Origin of the sequence: Enterobacter sp. BIDMC 30, assembly GCF_000534355.1 — a bacterium.
Taxonomy (GTDB): domain Bacteria; phylum Pseudomonadota; class Gammaproteobacteria; order Enterobacterales; family Enterobacteriaceae; genus Enterobacter; species Enterobacter ludwigii.
On sequence record NZ_KI973169.1, the window covers coordinates 1,459,666 to 1,480,367 of the forward strand.

Annotated in this window: 17 protein-coding genes; 12 read left to right on the forward strand and 5 right to left on the reverse strand. The window is 55.8% G+C overall.

Annotated features, from left to right (window positions below; all coding sequences use genetic code 11):
• The first annotated feature begins 1 nt into the window (after position 1).
• Positions 2–637 carry a phosphatidylglycerophosphatase C gene (yfhb, locus tag L466_RS15300; protein ID WP_020883009.1) on the forward strand — a complete coding sequence of 212 codons (636 nt, stop codon included), beginning with the start codon at positions 2–4 and terminating at the stop codon, positions 635–637.
• Positions 638–661: 24 nt separating this feature from the next.
• The gene (gene tadA / locus L466_RS15295; RefSeq protein ID WP_020883010.1) at positions 662–1,201 is read left to right on the forward strand and encodes a tRNA adenosine(34) deaminase TadA; all 540 of its coding nucleotides are present in this window, start codon (positions 662–664) and stop codon (positions 1,199–1,201) included.
• Here tadA and mltF read toward each other — a convergent pair.
• Positions 1,089–2,639: a membrane-bound lytic murein transglycosylase MltF gene (gene mltF, locus L466_RS15290; RefSeq protein ID WP_014171200.1), complete on the reverse strand. Its 1,551-nt coding sequence runs from the start codon at positions 2,637–2,639 to the stop codon at positions 1,089–1,091. The genes tadA and mltF overlap by 113 nt on opposite strands.
• 267 nt (positions 2,640–2,906) lie before the next feature.
• Between mltF and purL the strand changes: the two genes are divergently transcribed.
• The 5 genes from purL to glnB all read left to right on the forward strand — a co-directional run bounded on the left by purL (position 2,907) and on the right by glnB (position 11,260).
• Positions 2,907–6,794: a phosphoribosylformylglycinamidine synthase gene (gene purL / locus L466_RS15285; protein ID WP_032680482.1), complete on the forward strand. Its 3,888-nt coding sequence runs from the start codon at positions 2,907–2,909 to the stop codon at positions 6,792–6,794.
• 534 nt (positions 6,795–7,328) lie between these two features.
• Positions 7,329–8,756, forward strand: a complete 1,428-nt coding sequence (gene qseE / locus L466_RS15280; RefSeq protein ID WP_014171198.1) for a two component system sensor histidine kinase QseE/GlrK — start codon at positions 7,329–7,331, stop codon at positions 8,754–8,756.
• A 1-nt stretch (position 8,757) separates the two neighbouring features.
• A complete protein-coding gene (qseG, locus tag L466_RS15275) occupies positions 8,758–9,507 on the forward strand; it encodes a two-component system QseEF-associated lipoprotein QseG (protein ID WP_025203454.1) in 750 nt (249 codons plus the stop codon).
• A complete protein-coding gene (glrR, locus tag L466_RS15270) occupies positions 9,504–10,841 on the forward strand; it encodes a two-component system response regulator GlrR (protein ID WP_032678699.1) in 1,338 nt (445 codons plus the stop codon). Before qseG ends, glrR begins: the two co-directional genes overlap by 4 nt.
• 80 nt (positions 10,842–10,921) lie before the next feature.
• A complete protein-coding gene (gene glnB, locus L466_RS15265; protein ID WP_003860685.1) occupies positions 10,922–11,260 on the forward strand; it encodes a nitrogen regulatory protein P-II in 339 nt (112 codons plus the stop codon).
• A gap of 94 nt (positions 11,261–11,354) precedes the next feature.
• On the opposite strand, the gene hmpA is transcribed toward glnB, so the two are convergent.
• Complete coding sequence (hmpA, locus tag L466_RS15260) at positions 11,355–12,545, reverse strand: NO-inducible flavohemoprotein (RefSeq protein WP_032680484.1); 1,191 nt, start codon at positions 12,543–12,545, stop codon at positions 11,355–11,357.
• Between the two features lie 304 nt (positions 12,546–12,849).
• Between hmpA and glyA the strand changes: the two genes are divergently transcribed.
• Entirely contained in the window at positions 12,850–14,103 is a 1,254-nt protein-coding gene (glyA, locus tag L466_RS15255; RefSeq protein ID WP_020883014.1) for a serine hydroxymethyltransferase, read from the forward strand.
• A 54-nt stretch (positions 14,104–14,157) separates the two neighbouring features.
• Here glyA and L466_RS15250 read toward each other — a convergent pair whose 3' ends face one another.
• Positions 14,158–14,580, reverse strand: coding sequence for a DoxX family protein (locus L466_RS15250; RefSeq protein ID WP_020883015.1), 423 nt, complete (start codon positions 14,578–14,580; stop codon positions 14,158–14,160).
• 173 nt (positions 14,581–14,753) lie between these two features.
• On the opposite strand from L466_RS15250, the gene L466_RS15245 reads away from it, so the two are divergent.
• Positions 14,754–15,893 (forward strand): 3-phenylpropionate MFS transporter, encoded by a 1,140-nt coding sequence (locus L466_RS15245; protein ID WP_020883016.1) that lies wholly within the window; start codon positions 14,754–14,756, stop codon positions 15,891–15,893.
• Here L466_RS15245 and csiE read toward each other — a convergent pair whose 3' ends face one another.
• Complete coding sequence (csiE, locus tag L466_RS15240) at positions 15,894–17,171, reverse strand: stationary phase inducible protein CsiE (protein ID WP_014171189.1); 1,278 nt, start codon at positions 17,169–17,171, stop codon at positions 15,894–15,896.
• A 125-nt stretch (positions 17,172–17,296) separates the two neighbouring features.
• Here csiE and L466_RS15235 point away from each other — a divergent pair, with 125 nt between their 5' ends.
• Positions 17,297–17,935 carry a DUF1007 family protein gene (locus L466_RS15235; RefSeq protein WP_020883017.1) on the forward strand — a complete coding sequence of 213 codons (639 nt, stop codon included), beginning with the start codon at positions 17,297–17,299 and terminating at the stop codon, positions 17,933–17,935.
• Complete coding sequence (locus L466_RS15230) at positions 17,926–18,906, forward strand: nickel/cobalt transporter (protein ID WP_020883018.1); 981 nt, start codon at positions 17,926–17,928, stop codon at positions 18,904–18,906. The genes L466_RS15235 and L466_RS15230 overlap by 10 nt, the downstream gene beginning before the upstream one ends.
• Positions 18,907–18,958: 52 nt before the next feature.
• Here the strand turns inward: L466_RS15230 and suhB are convergent, their stop codons facing one another.
• On the reverse strand, positions 18,959–19,762 hold the full coding sequence (gene suhB / locus L466_RS15225) for an inositol-1-monophosphatase (RefSeq protein ID WP_020883019.1): 804 nt from the start codon (positions 19,760–19,762) through the stop codon (positions 18,959–18,961).
• 130 nt (positions 19,763–19,892) lie between these two features.
• Between suhB and trmJ the strand changes: the two genes are divergently transcribed.
• Positions 19,893–20,621: a tRNA (cytosine(32)/uridine(32)-2'-O)-methyltransferase TrmJ gene (trmJ, locus tag L466_RS15220; RefSeq protein WP_025203460.1), complete on the forward strand. Its 729-nt coding sequence runs from the start codon at positions 19,893–19,895 to the stop codon at positions 20,619–20,621.
• Positions 20,622–20,702 lie beyond the last annotated feature (81 nt).

Below are 20,702 nucleotides of genomic sequence, written 5' to 3' on the forward strand. Positions count from 1 at the left end.
TTTGGCAAATCACGAGCGTCGCGTTGTTTTTTTCGACCTGGACGGTACGCTGCATCAGCAGGATATGTTTGGTACGTTTATGCGCTACCTGCTGCGGCGTCAGCCTTTGAATGCGCTGCTCGTATTACCTCTCTTACCCGTAATTGGCATTGCGTTGCTGCTAAAAGGTCGGGCAGCGCGCTGGCCAATGAGCCTGTTGCTCTGGGGCTGTACCTTTGGACGCAGCGAAGCGCGGCTTAAACAGCTTCAGCAGGACTTTGTGCACTGGTTTCGCGGGCATGTGACCGCGTTTCCGGTTGTTCAGGCAAGGCTCACCAGCTATCTCGACGCGAACGATGCCGACATCTGGTTGATTACCGGATCCCCGCAAGCGCTGGTGGAACAGGTCTATTATGATACCCCGTGGCTGCCGCGGGTGAATCTTATCGCCACGCAAATTACTCGCGGGTACGGTGGATGGGTACTGACCATGCGCTGCCTGGGGCATGAAAAGGTGGTGCAACTGGAGAAGCGAATCGGTACGCCACTGCGTCTTTACAGCGGCTACAGCGACAGCAAGCAGGACAACCCGCTGCTCTATTTTTGCCAGCATCGCTGGCGCGTCACGCCCGCAGGCGAACTTCAGCAACTCGAATAGTCTTATCTATAGCGGGTGTGTATAATGCCGCCCGCTTTTAGACTGGAGTATCAACCGTTGTGCAACCCTGAACGCGATCATGAATACTGGATGCGCCATGCGCTTACGCTTGCCCAGCGTGCCTGGGACGAGGGGGAAGTGCCCGTGGGTGCTGTGCTTGTCCACAATAACCAGGTGATAGGGGAAGGGTGGAACCGCCCGATTGGCCGTCACGATCCGACTGCGCACGCTGAAATCATGGCCCTTCGTCAGGGCGGGATGGTGCTGCAAAACTATCGTCTGCTTGATACCACGCTGTATGTCACGCTTGAGCCGTGCGTTATGTGTTCCGGCGCGATGGTGCATAGCCGTATCGGCACGCTGGTCTTTGGCGCGCGGGATGAAAAAACCGGAGCGGCCGGTTCGCTGATGGACGTACTGGGACACCCGGGAATGAACCACCAGGTGCAGACTATCGGTGGGGTACTTGCACCAGAGTGTGCGGGGCTATTAAGTGATTTCTTTCGAATGCGCCGTCAGCAGAAAAAGCAACAAAAGGCAGAATTGAAGTTGTCGGGCGAGTAAGTTCGTCCGGTGCCACCACCGGATAACTCTGGGCCAGCTGATTTGCCTCTGCCGCCTCTTTTTCCTTCTCCAGCAGATAACCCACCAGGCTAATCTGATATTTACGGATATTTTCCACGTAGGCGTAGGCTTCATGCCCGCGCGCGTAACCGTAAGTCAGCTTGTTGTACCACGGCTTCTGGCTCAGCAGCGGCAGGCGCTGTTTTACGTCTGACCAGCTGTCCGGGTTACCTTTCGTTTTCGCCGTCAGCGCGCGCGCGTCAAGCATGTGCGCGTAACCCATGTTGTAGGCTGCCAGCGCAAACCAGATCCGTTCCTCTTCAGGCACCGTCTCCGGTACTTTGCCCATCATATCCTGCAGATACCGTGCGCCGCCGCTGATGCTCTGTTCTGCATCGGTGCGGTCGGTCAGCCCAAGGCTCTGAGCGGTATTTTTAGTGAGCATCATTAAGCCGCGAACGCCAGTGGGCGAGGTGGCCTGAGTATCCCAGTGGGATTCCTGATAAGAGATCGCTGCCAGTAATCGCCAGTCGATCTCCTGGGCATACTTTTCAAATAACGGCTGCAGGTCTGGTAGCACGCTATCGACCGCGCGCAAGAAGCTTCGGGTGTCGACGTAATCAAAATCGTCACCGTGGCCGAGGTATTTCTCTTCCAGACGCGCCAGCGTACCGTCTTCATTGATGGTGTTGAAGAAATCAAGCATCGCCGCAGAGAGGGTCTGATCGTCATCAAGCTGGCTAAACCAGGTCACCGGCTGTTCGTCTGTCACGTCCAGCGCCACTGCGATTTCGGGGTGCACGCGCTGGAAAAGGCTGATCGCGACCGAATCAGCGATGGTGTAGGGCAGTTTTTTATCTTTTACCTGGTCCAGCAGCTCAGTCGTGCCGAGCTTAGGATCAACCGTCCAGCTCAGGTCCGGGAATTTCTTCTCCTTGAGCTCACGCAGATCGTCAATCACGACGTGACCCGGGGCGATGGTCAACTGTTGTGCATTAATCGCGGCCAGCGTTCGCGGGCGCAGGCTCCCGACCCGGTAGACCAGCTGTTGCGAAACGGAGTAGTAGGTTGGGCCTGGCTGATAGTTCTTGCTGCGCTCGCTGTTGTACACCAGCCCGGCCGCAAGGATATCGGCATCGTTGTTATCCAGGTCATCAAACAGCTGGCTGATATTCTGACGGACGGTAATTTTGAGCTTCACGCCAAGATAGTCGGCAAACTGTTGCGCCAGTTCATAATCCAGGCCAATCGTTTTGCCGTTAATGTCGCTGTAAATCAGCGGCGAGTTGAGAGTACTGACGCGCAATTCCCCCCGCTCCTGTATGGCGGCGATACGGTTTTCGGCTTTACCGAACCAGGGGATGGAAGGCCAGAGGGCCACTGCCAGCAGCAACGTTACAATGCCGATGAGCAGATAATTAATCTTTAATTTTTTCAATTAGTTAATTCTCTGCGACGCCGGGTGCCTCAGTATGCTGTAGCCATGTTAAGAATAAGGTTTGCCATTGAATGAGCGGCATTTTGCGTAAAGTTACGCCACTTGGCAACAAATTAGAGAGAGAGGTCACATCTATTGTTAAACGTAAACGTTGATTTTATTTCGACGCAAACGGTTTCGTCGACGCTCAGGATTCTCTATAATGACGCCCGTTTTCCCCCCTTGCGCACACTGTAAGCGCCCCGGCGCTTCGAAGACGAGAGACTTATGATGGAAATTCTGCGTGGTTCGCCTGCACTGTCTGCCTTCCGTATCAATAAACTGCTGGCACGTTTTCAGGCAGCCGACCTTCCGGTAAGCAATATTTACGCTGAGTATGTCCATTTTGCTGACCTGAATGCACCCCTGAATGCAGAGGAGCGAGTACAGCTGGAACGCCTGCTCAAATATGGTCCAAGCCTGAGCAGCCATACGCCAACCGGCAAACTGATCCTTGCGACGCCTCGTCCAGGCACCATCTCCCCCTGGTCTTCCAAAGCCACCGACATCGCCCACAACTGTGGTCTGAACCAGATTAACCGTCTGGAGCGCGGCGTGGCGTACTACGTTGAAGCCTCTACCCTGACCGATGCGCAGTGGCAAACCGTTGCCGCTGAGCTGCACGACCGCATGATGGAGAGTGTCTTTGCCTCTCTGGACGATGCGCAGAAACTCTTCTCCCACCATCAGCCTGCGCCGGTACAGAGCGTCGATTTGCTGGGGCAGGGCCGTCAGGCACTGATTGACGCCAACCTGCGTCTCGGTCTGGCACTGGCAGAAGACGAAATTGACTACCTGCAGGATGCGTTTGTTAAGCTGAACCGCAACCCGAACGACATCGAACTTTACATGTTCGCTCAGGCAAACTCTGAGCACTGCCGTCACAAGATTTTCAACGCCGACTGGATTATCGACGGTGAAGAGCAGCCGAAGTCGCTGTTCAAAATGATCAAAAACACCATGGAAAAAACGCCTGACCACGTGCTGTCTGCCTACAAAGACAACGCCGCGGTGATGGAAGGTTCTGACGTGGGCCGCTTCTTCGCCGATCGCGAAGCAGGGCGCTATGATTTCCATCAGGAGCCGGCGCATATTCTGATGAAAGTCGAAACGCATAACCACCCGACGGCGATCTCGCCGTGGCCGGGTGCGGCGACCGGGTCTGGCGGGGAAATCCGCGACGAAGGCGCAACCGGACGGGGTGCTAAACCAAAAGCCGGTCTGGTCGGTTTCTCCGTCTCCAACCTGCGCATCCCGGGCTTTGAACAGCCGTGGGAAGAGGATTTCGGCAAGCCGGAACGTATTGTGACCGCGCTGGATATCATGACCGAAGGCCCACTGGGCGGGGCGGCGTTCAACAATGAATTTGGACGTCCTGCGCTGAACGGTTACTTCCGTACCTACGAAGAGAAAGTGGAGAGCCACAACGGCGAAGAGCTGCGCGGCTATCACAAACCGATCATGCTGGCTGGCGGGATCGGTAACATTCGCGCCGATCACGTGCAAAAAGGCGAGATCGTAGTTGGTGCGAAGCTGATCGTTCTGGGTGGCCCGGCAATGAACATCGGCCTGGGCGGCGGGGCTGCCTCCTCTATGACCTCCGGTCAGTCTGATGCGGATCTCGATTTTGCATCCGTACAGCGTGATAACCCGGAGATGGAACGCCGTTGCCAGGAGGTCATTGACCGCTGCTGGCAGCTGGGTGATGCCAACCCCATCCTCTTTATTCACGACGTAGGCGCGGGCGGTCTGTCCAACGCCATGCCGGAGCTGGTCAGTGACGGTGGTCGTGGCGGTCGTTTCAACCTGCGCGACATCCTGAGTGATGAGCCAGGCATGAGCCCGCTGGAAATCTGGTGTAACGAATCCCAGGAACGTTATGTTCTGGCCATCGCTGCCGATCAGCTGCCGCTGTTTGACGAGCTGTGCCGCCGCGAGCGTGCCCCGTATGCCGTCATCGGTGAAGCGACCGAAGCGCTGCACCTGTCCCTGAGCGACACCCATTTCGACAACCAGCCGATCGATCTGCCGCTGGACGTGCTGCTCGGCAAAACGCCGAAGATGACCCGCGACGTTGAGACCCGTAAAGCAGCTGGCAAAGCGCTGGATCGTCAGGGCATTACCGTGGCTGACGCGGTCAATCGCGTTCTGCACCTGCCTGCCGTGGCGGAGAAAACCTTCCTGGTCACCATTGGCGACCGTACCGTGACCGGTATGGTGTCGCGCGATCAGATGGTTGGCCCGTGGCAGATCCCGGTGGCTAACTGTGCCGTCACCACCGCGAGTCTCGACAGCTACTACGGTGAAGCGATGGCGCTGGGCGAACGTACCCCGGTCGCTCTGCTGGACTTCGCCGCGTCTGCTCGCCTTGCCGTTGGTGAAGCGCTGACCAACATTGCCGCAACGCAGATTGGCGACATTAAACGTATCAAACTTTCCGCGAACTGGATGGCCGCAGCGGGCCACCCGGGCGAAGATGCGGGCCTGTATGAAGCCGTGAAGGCGGTGGGTGAAGAGCTCTGCCCGGCACTTGGCCTGACCATTCCGGTGGGTAAAGACTCCATGTCGATGAAGACCCGCTGGCAGGAGGGTAACGAGCAGCGCGAGATGACCTCTCCGCTGTCGCTGATCATCTCCGCGTTTGCCCGCGTAGAAGACGTGCGCCATACCGTGACGCCACAGCTGGTGACTGAAGATAACGCCCTGCTGCTGATTGACCTGGGTAAAGGCCATAACGCACTGGGAGCGACCGCGCTGGCGCAGGTTTATCGTCAGCTGGGTGATAAGCCGGCAGATGTACGTGATGTGGCGCAGTTAAAAGGTTTCTACGACGCCATCCAGGCCCTGGTGGCACAGCGTAAACTGCTGGCCTACCACGACCGTTCCGACGGCGGCCTGCTGGTTACTCTGGCTGAGATGGCCTTCACCGGCCACTGCGGCGTCGAAGCGAACATCGCGACGCTGGGCGAGGATCGTCTGGCGGCGCTGTTTAACGAAGAGCTGGGCGCGGTGATTCAGGTGCGTGCCGCAGATCGTGACGCGGTTGAAAGCGTACTGGCTCAGCACGGCCTGGCAGACTGCGTGCATTATCTGGGTAAAGCCGTGCAGGGCGACCGCTTTGTCATTGAAGCGGATGGCCACGCGGTGTTCAGCGAGAGCCGTTCTACCCTGCGTATGTGGTGGGCTGAAACTACCTGGCAGATGCAGCGCCTGCGTGACAACCCGGAGTGTGCCGATCAGGAACACAACGCGAAGGCTAACGACAACGATCCTGGCCTGAACGTGAAGCTCTCCTTCGACCTCAACGAAGATATCGCCGCGCCGTACATTGCGACCGGCGCGCGTCCGAAAGTGGCCGTACTGCGTGAGCAGGGCGTCAACTCCCACGTTGAGATGGCTGCTGCCTTCTACCGTGCGGGCTTTGATGCCATCGACGTTCACATGAGCGACCTGCTGGCCGGGCGTACCGGTCTGGAAGATTTCCAGGCGCTGGTGGCCTGCGGTGGTTTCTCTTACGGCGATGTGCTGGGGGCAGGTGAGGGTTGGGCGAAGTCCATCCTCTTCAACAGCCGTGTCCGCGACGAGTTTGAAACCTTCTTCCACCGTCCGCAAACGCTGGCGCTGGGCGTATGTAATGGTTGCCAGATGATGTCCAACCTGCGCGAGCTGATCCCCGGTAGCGAAGCCTGGCCGCGCTTTGTGCGTAACCAGTCTGACCGCTTTGAAGCGCGTTTCAGCCTCGTGGAAGTGACCCAAAGCCCGTCTCTGCTGCTGCAGGGCATGGTAGGGTCGCAGATGCCAATCGCCGTTTCCCATGGCGAAGGCCAGGTTGAAGTGCGCGATGCAGCTCATCTGGCTCAGCTTGAAAGCAAAGGTCTGGTGGCGCTGCGCTTTGTCGATAACTTCGGCAAGGTGACAGAATCCTACCCGGCTAACCCGAACGGTTCGGTGAACGGTATCACTGCGGTGACCAGCGAAAGCGGTCGTGCGACCATTATGATGCCGCACCCGGAACGAGTGTTCCGTACCGTGAGCAACTCCTGGCACCCGGAAAACTGGGGCGAGGACAGCCCGTGGATGCGTATCTTCCGAAATGCGCGTAAACAGCTAGGTTAAGCGTACCGCTACTCCCACAGCAGGCCCGGTGCGCGAAAACGCCACCGGGCTTTTTTGTACCTGTCGCAAAACCGCGACAATCCGCTATTCGTGGTGTCTCCAAAAGGAGACATTTAACTCATTGAATTGTATAGGGTGTGGTGGGTTGTCGTTAAGGTGTTGCTTTTTAGCGACACTTAGCCTGGAAATCATTCAGCGGGCAATTAACGGCATAATTGCATAAAATACATAAATATCAACAAGATAATTTATTGTTTTGCATTATGGCACGAGTGTTGCATAATATTAATCAGTGGCTCATTCACCTTCTTATGTCAGCCCCTTCGGGACGTGCTACATAAACTTCGAATGACGCACAAAAAGGTGCCTGCCGTCCAACTACTGATCATAGCGTTGCTTTATCAGGCCAGGGCGAAACGTCGAGTTAGGCACCGCCTCATTCCATGACAAAGCCGGGTTTTTACCCGGCTTTGTTGTATCTGAAGGGCAGACTCAGTTACGCTCTCCTTAAACCCCGATAAAGAGAGTAATGCGTTGAAACGCTGGCCCGTTTTTCCTCGTTCCCTGCGACAGCTTGTCATGATGGCCTTTCTGCTGATCCTGCTGCCTTTGCTGATCCTGGCATGGCAGGCGTGGCAGAGTCTCAACGCGCTCAGTGCGCAGGCGGCACTGACTAACCGCACGACGCTGATCGACGCCCGACGCAGTGAAGCGATGACTAACGCCGCGCTGGAGATGGAACGCAGCTATCGCCAGTACTGCGTGCTCGACGATCCTACTCTGGAAAAGGTCTATCAGAATCAACGTAAACGCTACAGTGAAATGCTGGACGCCCATGCAGGGGTGCTGCCGGACGATAAGCTTTATCAGGCGTTACGTCAGGATTTGAACGATCTGGCGCAACTGCAGTGTAAGAACAGTGGCCCGGATGCCGCAGCGGCTGCCCGTCTGGAAGCCTTTGCGAATGCCAATACCGAGATGGTGCAGTCTACCCGCACGGTTATCTTCTCTCGCGGGCAACAGCTGCAGCAGGAGATTGCGGAACGTGGCCAGTTCTTTGGCTGGCAGGCGCTGGTGCTGTTCCTCGTCAGCCTCGGTCTGGTTCTGCTCTTTACCCGCATGATCATCGGCCCGGTGAAGGGTATCCAGCGCATGATTAACCGCCTGGGCGAGGGGAAGTCTCTCGGGGATACGGTCGCCTTTAAAGGCCCGCGCGAGTTGCGCTCCGTTGGCCAGCGCATTATCTGGCTTTCTGAACGTCTGGCATGGCTGGAATCCCAGCGCCATCAGTTCTTGCGCCATATTTCCCATGAGCTTAAAACGCCGCTTGCCAGCATGCGCGAAGGAACGGAACTGCTGGCAGATGAAGTGGCGGGGCCGCTTACGCCCGAACAGAAAGAGATTGTCGACATCCTGGATGCCAGCAGCCGTAATCTGCAAAAGCTGATTGAGCAACTGCTGGACTACAACCGCAAGCTGGCGGATGGCGCGGTGGTGCTGGAAAACGTTGATATCGAGCCGCTGGTGGATATGGTGATCTCCGCCCATAGCTTGCCAGCAAGAGCTAAAATGATGCATACCGGGGTGGAGCTCAGTGAGCCAACCTGCCTCGCGGAACCGATGCTGTTGATGAGCGTTCTGGATAATCTTTACTCCAATGCGGTGCACTATGGTACTGAATCCGGTAACATTTATATCCGAAGTTATACGAATGGTTCACGGGTGTTTATTGACGTCGCTAACACCGGCACTCCAATCCCTGATGACGAAAAAACCATGATCTTTGAACCCTTTTTCCAGGGAAGTCATCAGCGGAAAGGGGCGGTAAAAGGAAGTGGGCTGGGCCTGAGTATTGCCCGGGACTGCATACGACGCATGCAGGGTGAGCTGAAAATTGCCACGGACGAACGGTCAGATGTTTGCTTCCGTATTGAACTGCCCCTGAGCCGGAAAAATCAATGAAATGAATCTATGCCTGGTGAGTATGTCACACGTCTTTTCCCGCGCCGTGCGCGCGGTGTTTTCCAGCAATATGTTTCGCCTGAGCCTGCCCTGTTTATTTCTGGCGGGCTGTGTTTCCCATGTGCCGCAAAGTGCGATTAGCGATAAACAACAAGATAAATGGCCAGATAATCAGCTGGCAGATTTTCTGTCGACCCGCTGTGACGACATCTGGAATCTGTCGGGGCATGACGTCGAGAGCAATCCGCTGTTCTGGCTACGTGGAATAGATTGCGCTCAGCGTCTGGCGCCGGTCGAGGCGCGCTCGCAAGCGGCGATGCTCAATGACGATACCTGGCAGGACGCGTTCAAGCGTGGAATTTTACTCGCGGATGCGAAAATCACCCCCGTCGAGCGTCGCACCAACGTCACGCGGCTGGACACGTTTGTCGGAAATCTTCCGGCGCAGGTGCGCCCGGTGTATCAGCTCTGGCGTGATGGTCAGGCGTTACAACTGCAGTTGTCTGAAGAGCGTTTTCGCTACAGCAAATTACAGCAATCCACCGACAGCGAGCTTGATACGCTGCGCCAGCAGGAGCAGCACTTGCGTGCTCAACTGGATACCACGACGCGCAAGCTTGAAAACCTGACCGACATCGAAAGGCAGCTCTCGACGCGTAAACCGGCCGGAAATTATCTGCCTGACGCGCCAAAAGGGTCAGCCGCGACGCCAGACGGTGATGCGCAGAAACAAGAGGATGTGAAGCCATGACAAGCCGAAAACCTGCCCATCTCTTACTGGTGGATGACGATCCGGGGCTGTTAAAGCTGCTGGGGATGCGTCTGGTCAGTGAAGGCTACAGCGTGGTGACGGCGGAAAGCGGGCAGGAGGGGCTGAAAGTCCTGAGCCGCGAGAAGGTTGATCTGGTGATTAGCGACCTGCGAATGGATGAAATGGATGGCCTGCAGCTGTTCGCGGAGATCCAGAAGCAGCAGCCTGGCATGCCGGTGATCATCCTGACGGCGCACGGATCGATTCCGGATGCCGTTGCCGCGACGCAGCAGGGGGTATTCAGCTTCCTCACCAAGCCGGTAGATAAAGATGCCCTCTATAAGGCTATCGACAGCGCGCTTGAGCACGCGGCTCCGTCGAATGATGAAGCGTGGCGGGAGTCTATCGTCACCCGCAGCCCGATTATGCTGCGTCTGCTCGAACAGGCCCGGATGGTGGCACAGTCAGACGTTAGCGTGCTGATTAACGGCCAGAGCGGTACCGGGAAAGAGATCCTTGCCCAGGCTATCCATAACGCCAGCCCGCGCAGCAAAAACGCCTTTATCGCGATTAACTGTGGTGCGCTCCCTGAACAACTGCTTGAGTCTGAACTGTTTGGTCATGCCCGCGGGGCGTTCACCGGGGCGGTGAGCAGCCGGGAAGGGCTTTTCCAGGCGGCAGAAGGCGGCACACTTTTTCTGGACGAGATTGGCGATATGCCGGCACCGCTGCAGGTCAAATTGCTGCGTGTTTTGCAGGAGCGAAAAGTGCGCCCCCTCGGCAGTAACCGCGATATCGATATTAACGTGCGTATCATTTCGGCCACGCACCGCGATTTACCAAAAGTCATGGCGCGCAACGAGTTTCGTGAAGATCTCTACTACCGTCTGAACGTGGTGAACCTGAAAATTCCGGCACTGGCCGAGCGGGCGGAAGATATTCCGCTGCTGGCAAACCATCTTTTGCGCCAGGCGGCCGATCGGCATAAGCCTTTTGTCCGGGCGTTTTCCACCGATGCGATGAAACGGCTGATGGCTGCAAGCTGGCCGGGCAACGTGCGCCAGCTGGTGAACGTTATTGAACAGTGCGTGGCGCTGACCTCGTCACCCGTCATTAGCGACGCGCTGGTGGAGCAGGCGCTGGAAGGGGAAAACACCGCGCTGCCGACGTTTGCAGAAGCGCGTAATCAGTTCGAAATGAACTATCTGCGCAAGCTCCTGCAGATAACCAAAGGCAACGTAACCCATGCGGCGCGTATGGCCGGGCGCAACCGTACTGAGTTCTACAAGCTGCTCTCCCGCCATGAGCTGGAAGCAAACGATTTTAAAGAGTAGTACCGCAAAATCTGAATGAGTATGATACTGTGAGCAACCGATTACGAAGCAGCTTACAGGCAAGAGTTTAAGGACCCACCATGAAAAAGATTGATGCGATTATTAAACCTTTCAAACTGGATGATGTGCGTGAAGCGCTGGCGGAAGTGGGCATCACCGGGATGACAGTGACGGAAGTGAAAGGTTTTGGTCGCCAGAAGGGCCACACCGAACTTTACCGTGGCGCAGAGTACATGGTGGACTTTCTGCCAAAAGTGAAAATTGAAATCGTGGTGAGCGACGATATCGTGGATACCTGTGTGGATACCATTATCCGTACGGCGCAGACCGGCAAAATTGGCGACGGTAAAATCTTCGTCTTTGATGTGGCACGCGTGATCCGTATCCGTACCGGTGAAGAAGACGACGCCGCGATTTAATCGTCAGTACCTGATTCCTGATTCAGCCGGGTGGCGCTATGCTTACCCGGCCTGCAAAACTCACCGGCCGGGAAAGTGTAGCGCCATCGGGCGATTACAGTACTTTATGCGGCCCGAAACATTCGTAATGAATGTTGTCTTTATTCACACCCAACTCCACCAGCTGCTTCGTGGCATACTGCATAAACGCTACCGGTCCGCAGACGTAAAACTGCATCTCCGGCGCGCTGAATGCCCCTTCGTGCTGACTCAAATTCATGAGACCTTCGCTGTCAAAGCGTGCGGCTGCACGGTCGGCATCCGTTGGCAGGCGATACCAGGTATGGGCGGTAAAGCGTGGCAGACCGGAAGCCAGCGCATTCACTTCATCGGCAAACGCGTGCACTTCACCGTTCTCGGCGGCGTGGAACCAGTTTATCTGCGCGCTGTGGTTTGATTTAGCGAGGGTATCGAGCATCGCCAGCATTGGCGTCTGGCCCACCCCGGCTGAGATCAAGGTGACCGGCGTATTCGCCTCAACCGCCATAAAGAAATCGCCCGCAGGCGCGGCCAGATGAACCACATCACCCACGTTAGCCTCGTTATGCAGCCAGTTTGATACCTGGCCACCATCTTCGCGTTTTACGGCAATGCGATAACGTTTACCGTCTGGTTTGCGGGTCAGGGAGTACTGGCGAATCTCCTGGTGCGGGAAACCTTCAGGCTTCAGCCACACGCCCAGATACTGCCCCGGCTGATAATCAGCGACCGGCTTGCCATCCACCGGCTCGAACTCAAAACTGGTGATGAGCTGGCTGCGCGGCGTTTTCTCGACGATGCGGAAAGCGCGGGTACCTTCCCAGCCGCCTGCCTTACTGGCGTTTTCGCTGTAGATCTGTGCTTCACGGTTAATGAACACATTTGCCAGCACGCCGTAGGCTTTCCCCCACGCATCCAGCACCTCCTGGCCCGGGCTAAACATCTCATCCAGTGTGGCCAGCAGATGGCCGCCGACGATATTGTACTGCTCTGGTTTGATCTGGAAGCTGGTGTGCTTCTGCGCAATTTTTTCCACGGCAGGCAGCAACGCCGCCAGGTTTTCGATATTGCTGGCGTAGGCTGCGATGGCGTTGAACAGGGCTTCGCGCTGATCGCCGTTACGCTGGTTGCTCATGTTGAAAATCTCTTTCAACTCCGGGTTATGCGTAAACATACGATCGTAGAAATGGGCGGTGAGTTTCGGGCCGGTTTCGACCAGCAGGGGAATAGTGGCTTTAACTGTGGCGATGGTTTGAGCGTCGAGCATAGCAGCGTCCTTCAGTGGTGTTTTTAATGATGTATTTTAAATGCATCTTATAAAAAATACCCCTGCGTTGTAAATGGTTCTTTGCAACGTGAAAAATATGCATCACAAACCTGAAAAGAAATCCGTTGAAAATGATGAGGGCTTTATTCCTCAAACCCTTGCGTGGCGGGTAGGAAAACGTTTGCGTAAAATCGTTTGTCAAGACCTGTTATCACAGAACTAATCAGTTATACTGTTGCCCGTCGTCCAACAGGACTGCCTTTTCAGGCCAAAATTTTATTGTTAGCTGAGTCAGGAGATGCGGATGTTAAAGCGTGAAATGAACATTGCCGATTATGATGCCGAACTGTGGCAGGCTATGGAGCAGGAAAAAGTACGTCAGGAAGAGCACATCGAACTGATCGCCTCCGAAAACTACACCAGCCCGCGCGTAATGCAGGCGCAGGGTTCTCAGCTGACCAACAAATACGCTGAAGGTTACCCGGGCAAACGCTACTACGGCGGTTGCGAGTACGTTGATATCGTTGAGCAACTGGCCATCGATCGCGCTAAAGAACTGTTTGGCGCCGACTACGCTAACGTACAGCCACACTCTGGCTCTCAGGCTAACTTCGCGGTCTACACCGCGCTGCTGCAACCGGGCGATACCGTTCTGGGTATGAACCTGGCGCAAGGCGGCCACCTGACTCACGGCTCTCCGGTTAACTTCTCTGGCAAACTGTACAACATCATTCCTTACGGCATTGATGAGTCCGGTAAAATTGACTACGAAGACATGGCGAAGCAGGCGCAGACCCACAAACCGAAGATGATTATCGGCGGTTTCTCTGCTTACTCCGGTATCGTTGACTGGGCAAAAATGCGTGAAATTGCAGACAGCATCGGTGCTTACCTGTTCGTTGACATGGCGCACGTTGCCGGCCTGATTGCTGCAGGCGTTTATCCGAACCCGGTTCCGCATGCTCACGTTGTGACCACCACCACGCACAAAACCCTGGCGGGCCCACGCGGTGGCTTGATCCTGGCGAAAGGTGGCGACGAAGAGCTGTACAAAAAGCTGAACTCTGCCGTATTCCCAAGCGCGCAGGGCGGCCCACTGATGCACGTTATCGCGGCGAAAGCGGTGGCGCTGAAAGAAGCGATGGAGCCAGAGTTTAAAGTTTACCAGCAGCAGGTTGCTAAAAACGCCAAAGCGATGGTGGAAGTCTTCCTGAACCGCGGTTACAAAGTGGTTTCCGGTGGTACTGAGAACCACCTGTTCCTGCTGGACCTGGTTGATAAAAACCTGACCGGTAAAGAAGCTGACGCTGCCCTTGGCCGCGCCAACATCACCGTGAACAAAAACAGCGTGCCAAACGATCCGAAGAGCCCGTTCGTGACCTCCGGTATCCGTATCGGTTCTCCGGCTGTTACTCGCCGCGGCTTTAAAGAAGCGGAAGTGAAAGAGCTGGCAGGCTGGATGTGTGACGTTCTGGACAATATCAATGACGAAGCGGTTATCGAGCGCGTTAAAGGTAAAGTTCTGGAAATCTGCGCACGCTTCCCGGTATACGCATAATCTTTCTGTTTTGCAGAAATAAAAAAGGCCGCGATTGCGGCCTTTTTTTATGGGTTAACGCCGGTCAAGGGAGAGGGCTCCCGGTCCCACTATCGCCAGTAAAATAAACGCTCCGGCAATACTGATATTCTTGTAGAAGTTAATCATATTCGGCATGACGGTATCACCGGTCATATCCCAGTAGTGGTGGCCGATAATCGCGGTACCCAGCGTGTAAAATACAAAGAGTACGGCAACAGGGCGGGTGAAAAAGCCCAGCACGATCAGGATGGCGGCAGGCACCTCCATTACCACCGCAATAATGGCCGCCAGCATGGGCATGGGTGTACCCAGCGACGTCATATATTGTACGGTCCCGCTAAACCCCGTCAGTTTTGGATAGCCGAAGATAATAAACAGTACGACAAGCGCGATACGACCTATTAACAGCAACAGGTGACGTGCCTGGCCGAAATCTAAATAGCGAAGTGAGTTCATGGCAGAAATACCTCTGCAAGTGGAGTAATTTAAACGTAATACACATTTTCATTCCCTGCCATAAGTCAGATGACTGCACAATATGTTAAATTTTCGTTAATTTATAGCAGGCTATCGACTTGCTTAATTTTTGTATTCTCGCCAGACTATGGCCTCCATTTCGGGAGGGATTCATGGTCTTGCATTCCACGCGCTGGCTGGCGCTCAGTTATTTCACCTATTTCTTTAGCTACGGTATTTTTCTGCCTTTCTGGAGCGTCTGGCTCAAGGGGATCGGCCTGACGCCCGAGACCATAGGTATCCTGCTTGGCGCTGGTCTGGTGGCACGTTTCCTGGGAAGCCTGCTGATCGCACCGCGCGTCAGCGATCCCTCCTTGCTGATTAAGGCGGTACGCATTCTGGCGCTGTTGACGCTGGTCTTTGTCGCCTGTTTCTGGGTGAGCCACCAGTTTGCATGGCTGATGGTGGTGATGGTCGGTTTTAACCTCTTTTTCTCGCCGCTGGTTCCGCTGACGGATGCCCTGGCAAACACCTGGCAAAAACAGATAACGATGGATTATGGCCGCGTGCGGCTGTGGGGCTCAATTGCCTTTGTCATCGGCTCTGCACTGGTGGGTAAACTGGTTAGCCTTTACGATTACCGTGCGATCCTTGCGCTGCTGAGTATCGGCATTGCCTCCATGCTGCTGGGGATGCTGTTGCGTCCATCGGTAATGCCGCAAGGTGAGAGCCGTCATCAGGAAAGCGCCGGCTGGCCGGCCTGGCGAAGCCTGGTGGCACAAAGCTGGCGTTTCCTGGCCTGCGTCTGTCTGCTGCAGGGCGCGCACGCGGCGTACTATGGTTTCAGCGCCATCTACTGGCAGGGGGCAGGATACTCCGCATCTGCAGTGGGTTACCTGTGGTCGCTCGGTGTGGTCGCTGAAGTGATTATCTTCGCGCTGAGCAAAAAGCTGTTCCGGCGCTTCGGCGCGCGCGATCTGCTCCTGCTTTCTGCAGTCTGTGGTGTTATACGGTGGGGCATTATGGGCTGGACGACGGAACTGCCGTGGCTGATCGTGGCGCAAATTCTGCACTGCGGCACCTTCACGGTATGTCACCTGGCGGCCATGCGCTATATCGCCGCGCGTGAAGGCGGGGATGTCATTCGGTTGCAGTCGGTTTATTCGGCGGTGGCGATGGGCGGCAGCATTGCGGTGATGACGGTCTTTGCGGGCTTCCTTTACCAGCATCTGGGACACGGGGTCTTCTGGGTCATGGCGCTTGTCGCCCTACCGGCGATGTTCGTTCGTCCTAAAGTCGCCGCGCGCGCCTAGCTACGATTCCAGCATGGCGCGAATATGTTCTTGCTGCTGCGTGTTCAGCGTCTCAACGGCGTGGATCAGCGGTGGTGAGAACAGGGGCAGGGCGGTCGGATAAGGGGTGATGACCAGCGCCGCTTCGCGCGGTGCCCCCTCTTTCTGATAGGCCTGCAGCGTCTGATATCGAATGTTGAGCGGCAGCAACGTCAATTCGCGCAGTTGCTGCTCTATCACGTCCTCACAGGATTTATCCTCTCCCGTCAATAACACCACCTGCTTCTCATGCAGATCGGTCTCCTGCATCAGCCAGGCGCCGAAAATGACCGCCACCAGGCTCATCTCTTCATCAGAAAAACGCAGCCCGAATTCCGCTTCCAGCTCAAACAACGCCTCTTTGGTGGTGCGTAACAGGCGGGGGTAGAGACGATGGATCTCTTCCGGCAGGCTATTGTCGATGCCTATCTCAAACAGCGAACGGTCCAGCGCCTGGGCCAGATGAATATAAAGCTGATCGGTCAGCCCCTGTTCATCGCTGAAGTTCATCCCGGTTTGCGCCCGAAAACGGGCGACCATGCGCACAATTGCCCGGCGCAGACGCTGATCCTGCTGATGCTTATCAAGCACAGGGTCAGGAGTGCGCAGCATCATAAACAGCAGCGCGAGAAAAAGTTGTTCATCGCTGTGGGTCCCTTGTGGCACACGGCGTTTCCAGTGACGAACAATCTCCTGAGCGGTGAAATATTCCCCTCTTGATTGCGTCCAGTTACGCTGCACCGATGAAAACTGCGGGGTATTCCCCAGATGATGCTGCATCAGGCAATACTGCAGATAGAGCTGTAAAAACTGTACGTCCCGGCAATCAAACGGGCGCTGAAGCTTGCGCGAGCAGAAGCTGATCAACGCCCGCAGGTTGGTATCGTCATAGAGAGGCCGGGCAATGCCCTGCTGTTTAAGCGCGGTTTTCAGCGCGGGGGTAAACTGATGCGAAACGAATTGCGGACACAGCCGCATAGCCCTGCGCAGCCAGTGCAACAGGCATAAACGTTGATTCAGGGCTGAGCCTTCAATCCGGTAGCTGCCGTCATGGTACGTGACGATGTCGAGCCGGTGATAGCGCTGGATTTCATCGCGCGTCTCGGCTATATCTTGCCGTGCCATAGCGTCGTCCACGCCATTGGCAGCGATAATGCTCTGTGCGGTAACGGCAGCATCGGGCAGGTAAAGCATTAAAAGCACCTGGCAGCGGCGCTGCGAACTGGAAAGCACAGATGGAATTTCAAGCGTCGTCATCATCTGTCGGGTATCCAGTGGGAATGTTTGATAAGAATAGCTAAAGGATGGGCGCTGAAAAGCGCGCCGGCAGGCCTTTCACTCAGGATTGCTGGCGAACATCACAGAATTTATGACGTGAGGAATTGATGCAAACAGTTAAACAAAGCGCAATGGCGTTATTTTTGACGGTGATCCCCTTTGCTGTCGTCGCGCATCCTCACAGTTTTATCAGCCTGAAAACCGAGCTGGTAACGGACGGAACGCAGCTCAGTGGCCTGAAAATGCGCTGGACGATGGATGAAATCACCTCGGCTGACCTGCTGTACGATGCCGGGAATGCAAAACCCGGGGATGAAATCTGGAAAAAGCTGGCGGCGGAAGTGATGGCCAACGTGCTTGGTCAGCACTATTTCACCGAGTTCTGGCATAACGGACAAAAAGTGAAATTTATGAATCGGCCGACGGAATATGGCATGACCCGCGACGGACATCAGGCGGTACTGACGTTTGTCCTGCCGCTGGCGCATCCGCAGCCGCTGGCTGGGCAGACCTATACGTTTTCCACCTTTGATCCCACTTACTATGTCGATATGCATTACGCAGAGGAGAGTGATGTGACGCTACCGGCAGCCCTGCAAAAAACCTGCACGATGGCAATGCACACGCCAAAACCGAGCGAAGAGACGCTCAATTTTGCGGTCTCTCTCGATAAAGAAGATGCACCACCCGAAGACATGGAGTTGGGTAAACAGTTCGCACAGCAGGTGACGTTGCAATGTCAGTGATCGCATCTCCGGTACGAAAATCACGCCGCTGGCTTCATCTCTGGCCGCTGGCGCTCTTTTTGCTGCTGGCCGTGTGCGGCGCGTTGTGGCTATGGCACGCCTGGCCGCAGGTGATGATGAAAAGCATTGTCTGGCAGCGCGAGGTCAACCAGCAGATGAGTGGCTTACTGAAGGCGGTGGCGGAGAACCCGACGAAGGCAGGCGGTTCTCTTCTGGCCTTCAGCTTTCTCTACGGTGTCCTGCATGCGCTGGGGCCGGGACACGGCAAAATCGTGATCGCGACCTGGCTTGCGACCCATCCCTCCAGGCTCAAATCAAGCATTGGGTTGACCCTCGCATCTTCGCTGCTTCAGGGCGGCGTGGCGATTGCGCTGGTGGTGGTCGTCCTGTCGTTATTACGCCTTCCTGCTCGTCAGCTGCATATCAGCAGTTTCTGGCTGGAGAAGGGGAGTTACGCGCTGGTCGGTGTGCTGGGCTTGCTCCTGTGCTGGCGGGCACTGAAAAAACTGCGGACTTTGCTGCACAAACCCCAGTTCAGAGCTTTTACGCCGCACCATGAACACACTGCGTACTGCGGCTGTGGGCATCAGCATCTGCCGACGCAGGCGCAGCTGAAGAACGGTGATGACTGGCGAGCGCGGCTGATGGTTGTGCTCTCAATGGGCATGCGTCCGTGTTCAGGGGCAATCATGGTGCTGTTGTTCAGTAAGGTGATGGGTGTATTTGGCTGGGGAATGCTCTCGGCATTGGCCATGGCGGCCGGGACGTCACTCACGATTTCGTCACTGGCACTGCTGGTGCACAGTTTCCGTCAACTGGCGGTCAAACTCAGCGGCAATAAAACGCCGGTGCTGTGGCGGCAGGTCGGATGGACAACGCTCGCGCTGGCGGGCGGGATGATTCTGCTGGTGGCTGCGGTAACGATGTGGATGAGCGCGGTGCCGGTGGGAAGGGGATTAAGGCCGTTTTAGTCAGGTACAGCATGGTGCCCTTTCCCGGCGGGAGAGGGCACCGCAGGCTGGATTAACGCTTCAGCGCGTCGCTCAGCTCATCACGCATGTTTGCCAGCATGGCTTTAACAACACGTGGGTTACCTGCAACGATGTTGCCAGTCGTCAGATGGTTGTGGCCGCCGGTGAAATCGCAAACGATGGCGCCTGATTCACGCGCGATCAGCTCGCCCGCTGCAAAATCCCATGGCTTCAGTGACAACTCAAAGTAACCGTCAACGCGACCGGTAGCCACATAGGCCAGGTCCAGCGCGGCAGAACCGGTGCGACGGAAGTCCGCGCATTCGGTGAACAGTTTGCCCAGGATATTCATGTAAGTGGTTGCGTGCTGCTTCGCCTTGAACGGGAAGCCTGTTGCCAGAATGGTACCGTCGAGGTCGCGTGCATTGCTGCAGCGCAGACGGTAGCCGTTCAGCTGCGCGCCCTGACCGCGGGTCGCGGTGAACAGTTCGTTACGCATTGGATCGTAAACCACGGCGACTTCAGTACGGCCTTTAATGCGTACTGCGATAGACACGGAGAAGTGTGGCAGACGTTTGACGAAGTTGGTGGTGCCATCCAGCGGATCGATAACCCATTGAACATCCTGATCGGTACCTTCAAGTTCACCGCTTTCTTCGGTGATGATGGTGTGCTGCGGGTAAGATTTGCGGATGGTATCGATAATAATCGCTTCAGCGGCTTTATCGACGTTGGTTACGAAATCATTGCTGCCTTTCTGGCTGGTTTCAACAGAATCTGGCGTTTCGTAGTGTTTGGCAATTACATTACCCGCCTTGCGCGCTGCGCGCACGGCGATGGTCAGCATCGGATGCATCGGTCTCTCTCACTGGATGTTAAAGAACGGGAAAATCGGCGCAGAGTATAGCAGCGAGATCGGAATATGTCTCTCGTTTATGATAATATGGCCGAATATTCTTCAGACACAGAATCCAGACATTAAAACTATGCTGCAAAACATTCGAATCGTGCTGGTCGAAACATCGCACACTGGCAATATGGGCTCCGTAGCCCGCGCTATGAAAACCATGGGCTTAACGAACCTGTGGCTGGTTAACCCACTGGTGAAACCCGACTCACAGGCTATCGCTCTGGCTGCGGGCGCCAGCGATGTCATTGGTAACGCGCAGATCGTGGATACCCTGGACGAAGCCCTGGCAGGGTGCAGTCTGGTGGTCGGGACCAGCGCCCGCTCCCGTACACTGCCGTGGCCGATGCTGGATCCGCGTGAATGCGGTCTGAAAAGCGTCTCTGAAGCCGAACAGGCTCCTGTAGCGCTGGTGTTTGGCCGTGAACGCGTGGGCCTGACCAACGATGAACTGCAGAAGTGCCATTACCACGTGGCCATTGCTGCTAACCCGGAATACAGCTCCCTGAACCTGGCAATGGCCGTTCAGGTGATTGCCTATGAAGTGCGTATGGCGTGGCTGGCGACGCAGGAAAAAGCAACGGCAGAGTCGCAGGAAGAGGCCGTCTACCCGCTGGTGGACGATCTGGAGCGCTTCTATGGTCACCTGGAGCAGACCCTGCTCTCTACCGGTTTCATCCGTGAAGGTCACCCGGGGCAGGTAATGAACAAGCTGCGCCGCCTGTTTACCCGTGCACGTCCGGAAAGCCAGGAACTGAACATTCTGCGCGGGATTCTGGCGTCGATTGAGCAAAAGAATAAAGAGTAGTGCCCATCCTGGTGATACGGCACGGAAGGTTAAATACCTGACTAAAACAGTCAAGTAAATAGTTGACCATTTTAGTCAGGA

Excerpts from the sequence above, each read along its gene's own strand:
- glyA (WP_020883014.1), top strand. The coding sequence starts at position 12,850 with ATGTTAAAGCGTGAAATGAACATTGCCGATTATGATGCCGAACTGTGG.
- hmpA (WP_032680484.1), bottom strand. The coding sequence starts at position 12,545 with ATGCTCGACGCTCAAACCATCGCCACAGTTAAAGCCACTATTCCCCTG.
- L466_RS15250 (WP_020883015.1), bottom strand. The coding sequence starts at position 14,580 with ATGAACTCACTTCGCTATTTAGATTTCGGCCAGGCACGTCACCTGTTG.
- trmJ (WP_025203460.1), top strand. The coding sequence starts at position 19,893 with ATGCTGCAAAACATTCGAATCGTGCTGGTCGAAACATCGCACACTGGC.
- csiE (WP_014171189.1), bottom strand. The coding sequence starts at position 17,171 with ATGATGACGACGCTTGAAATTCCATCTGTGCTTTCCAGTTCGCAGCGC.
- tadA (WP_020883010.1), top strand. The coding sequence starts at position 662 with ATGCCGCCCGCTTTTAGACTGGAGTATCAACCGTTGTGCAACCCTGAA.
- L466_RS15235 (WP_020883017.1), top strand. The coding sequence starts at position 17,297 with ATGCAAACAGTTAAACAAAGCGCAATGGCGTTATTTTTGACGGTGATC.
- glnB (WP_003860685.1), top strand. The coding sequence starts at position 10,922 with ATGAAAAAGATTGATGCGATTATTAAACCTTTCAAACTGGATGATGTG.
- glrR (WP_032678699.1), top strand. The coding sequence starts at position 9,504 with ATGACAAGCCGAAAACCTGCCCATCTCTTACTGGTGGATGACGATCCG.
- qseG (WP_025203454.1), top strand. The coding sequence starts at position 8,758 with ATGAATCTATGCCTGGTGAGTATGTCACACGTCTTTTCCCGCGCCGTG.
- L466_RS15245 (WP_020883016.1), top strand. The coding sequence starts at position 14,754 with ATGGTCTTGCATTCCACGCGCTGGCTGGCGCTCAGTTATTTCACCTAT.
- purL (WP_032680482.1), top strand. The coding sequence starts at position 2,907 with ATGATGGAAATTCTGCGTGGTTCGCCTGCACTGTCTGCCTTCCGTATC.
- L466_RS15230 (WP_020883018.1), top strand. The coding sequence starts at position 17,926 with ATGTCAGTGATCGCATCTCCGGTACGAAAATCACGCCGCTGGCTTCAT.
- suhB (WP_020883019.1), bottom strand. The coding sequence starts at position 19,762 with ATGCATCCGATGCTGACCATCGCCGTGCGCGCAGCGCGCAAGGCGGGT.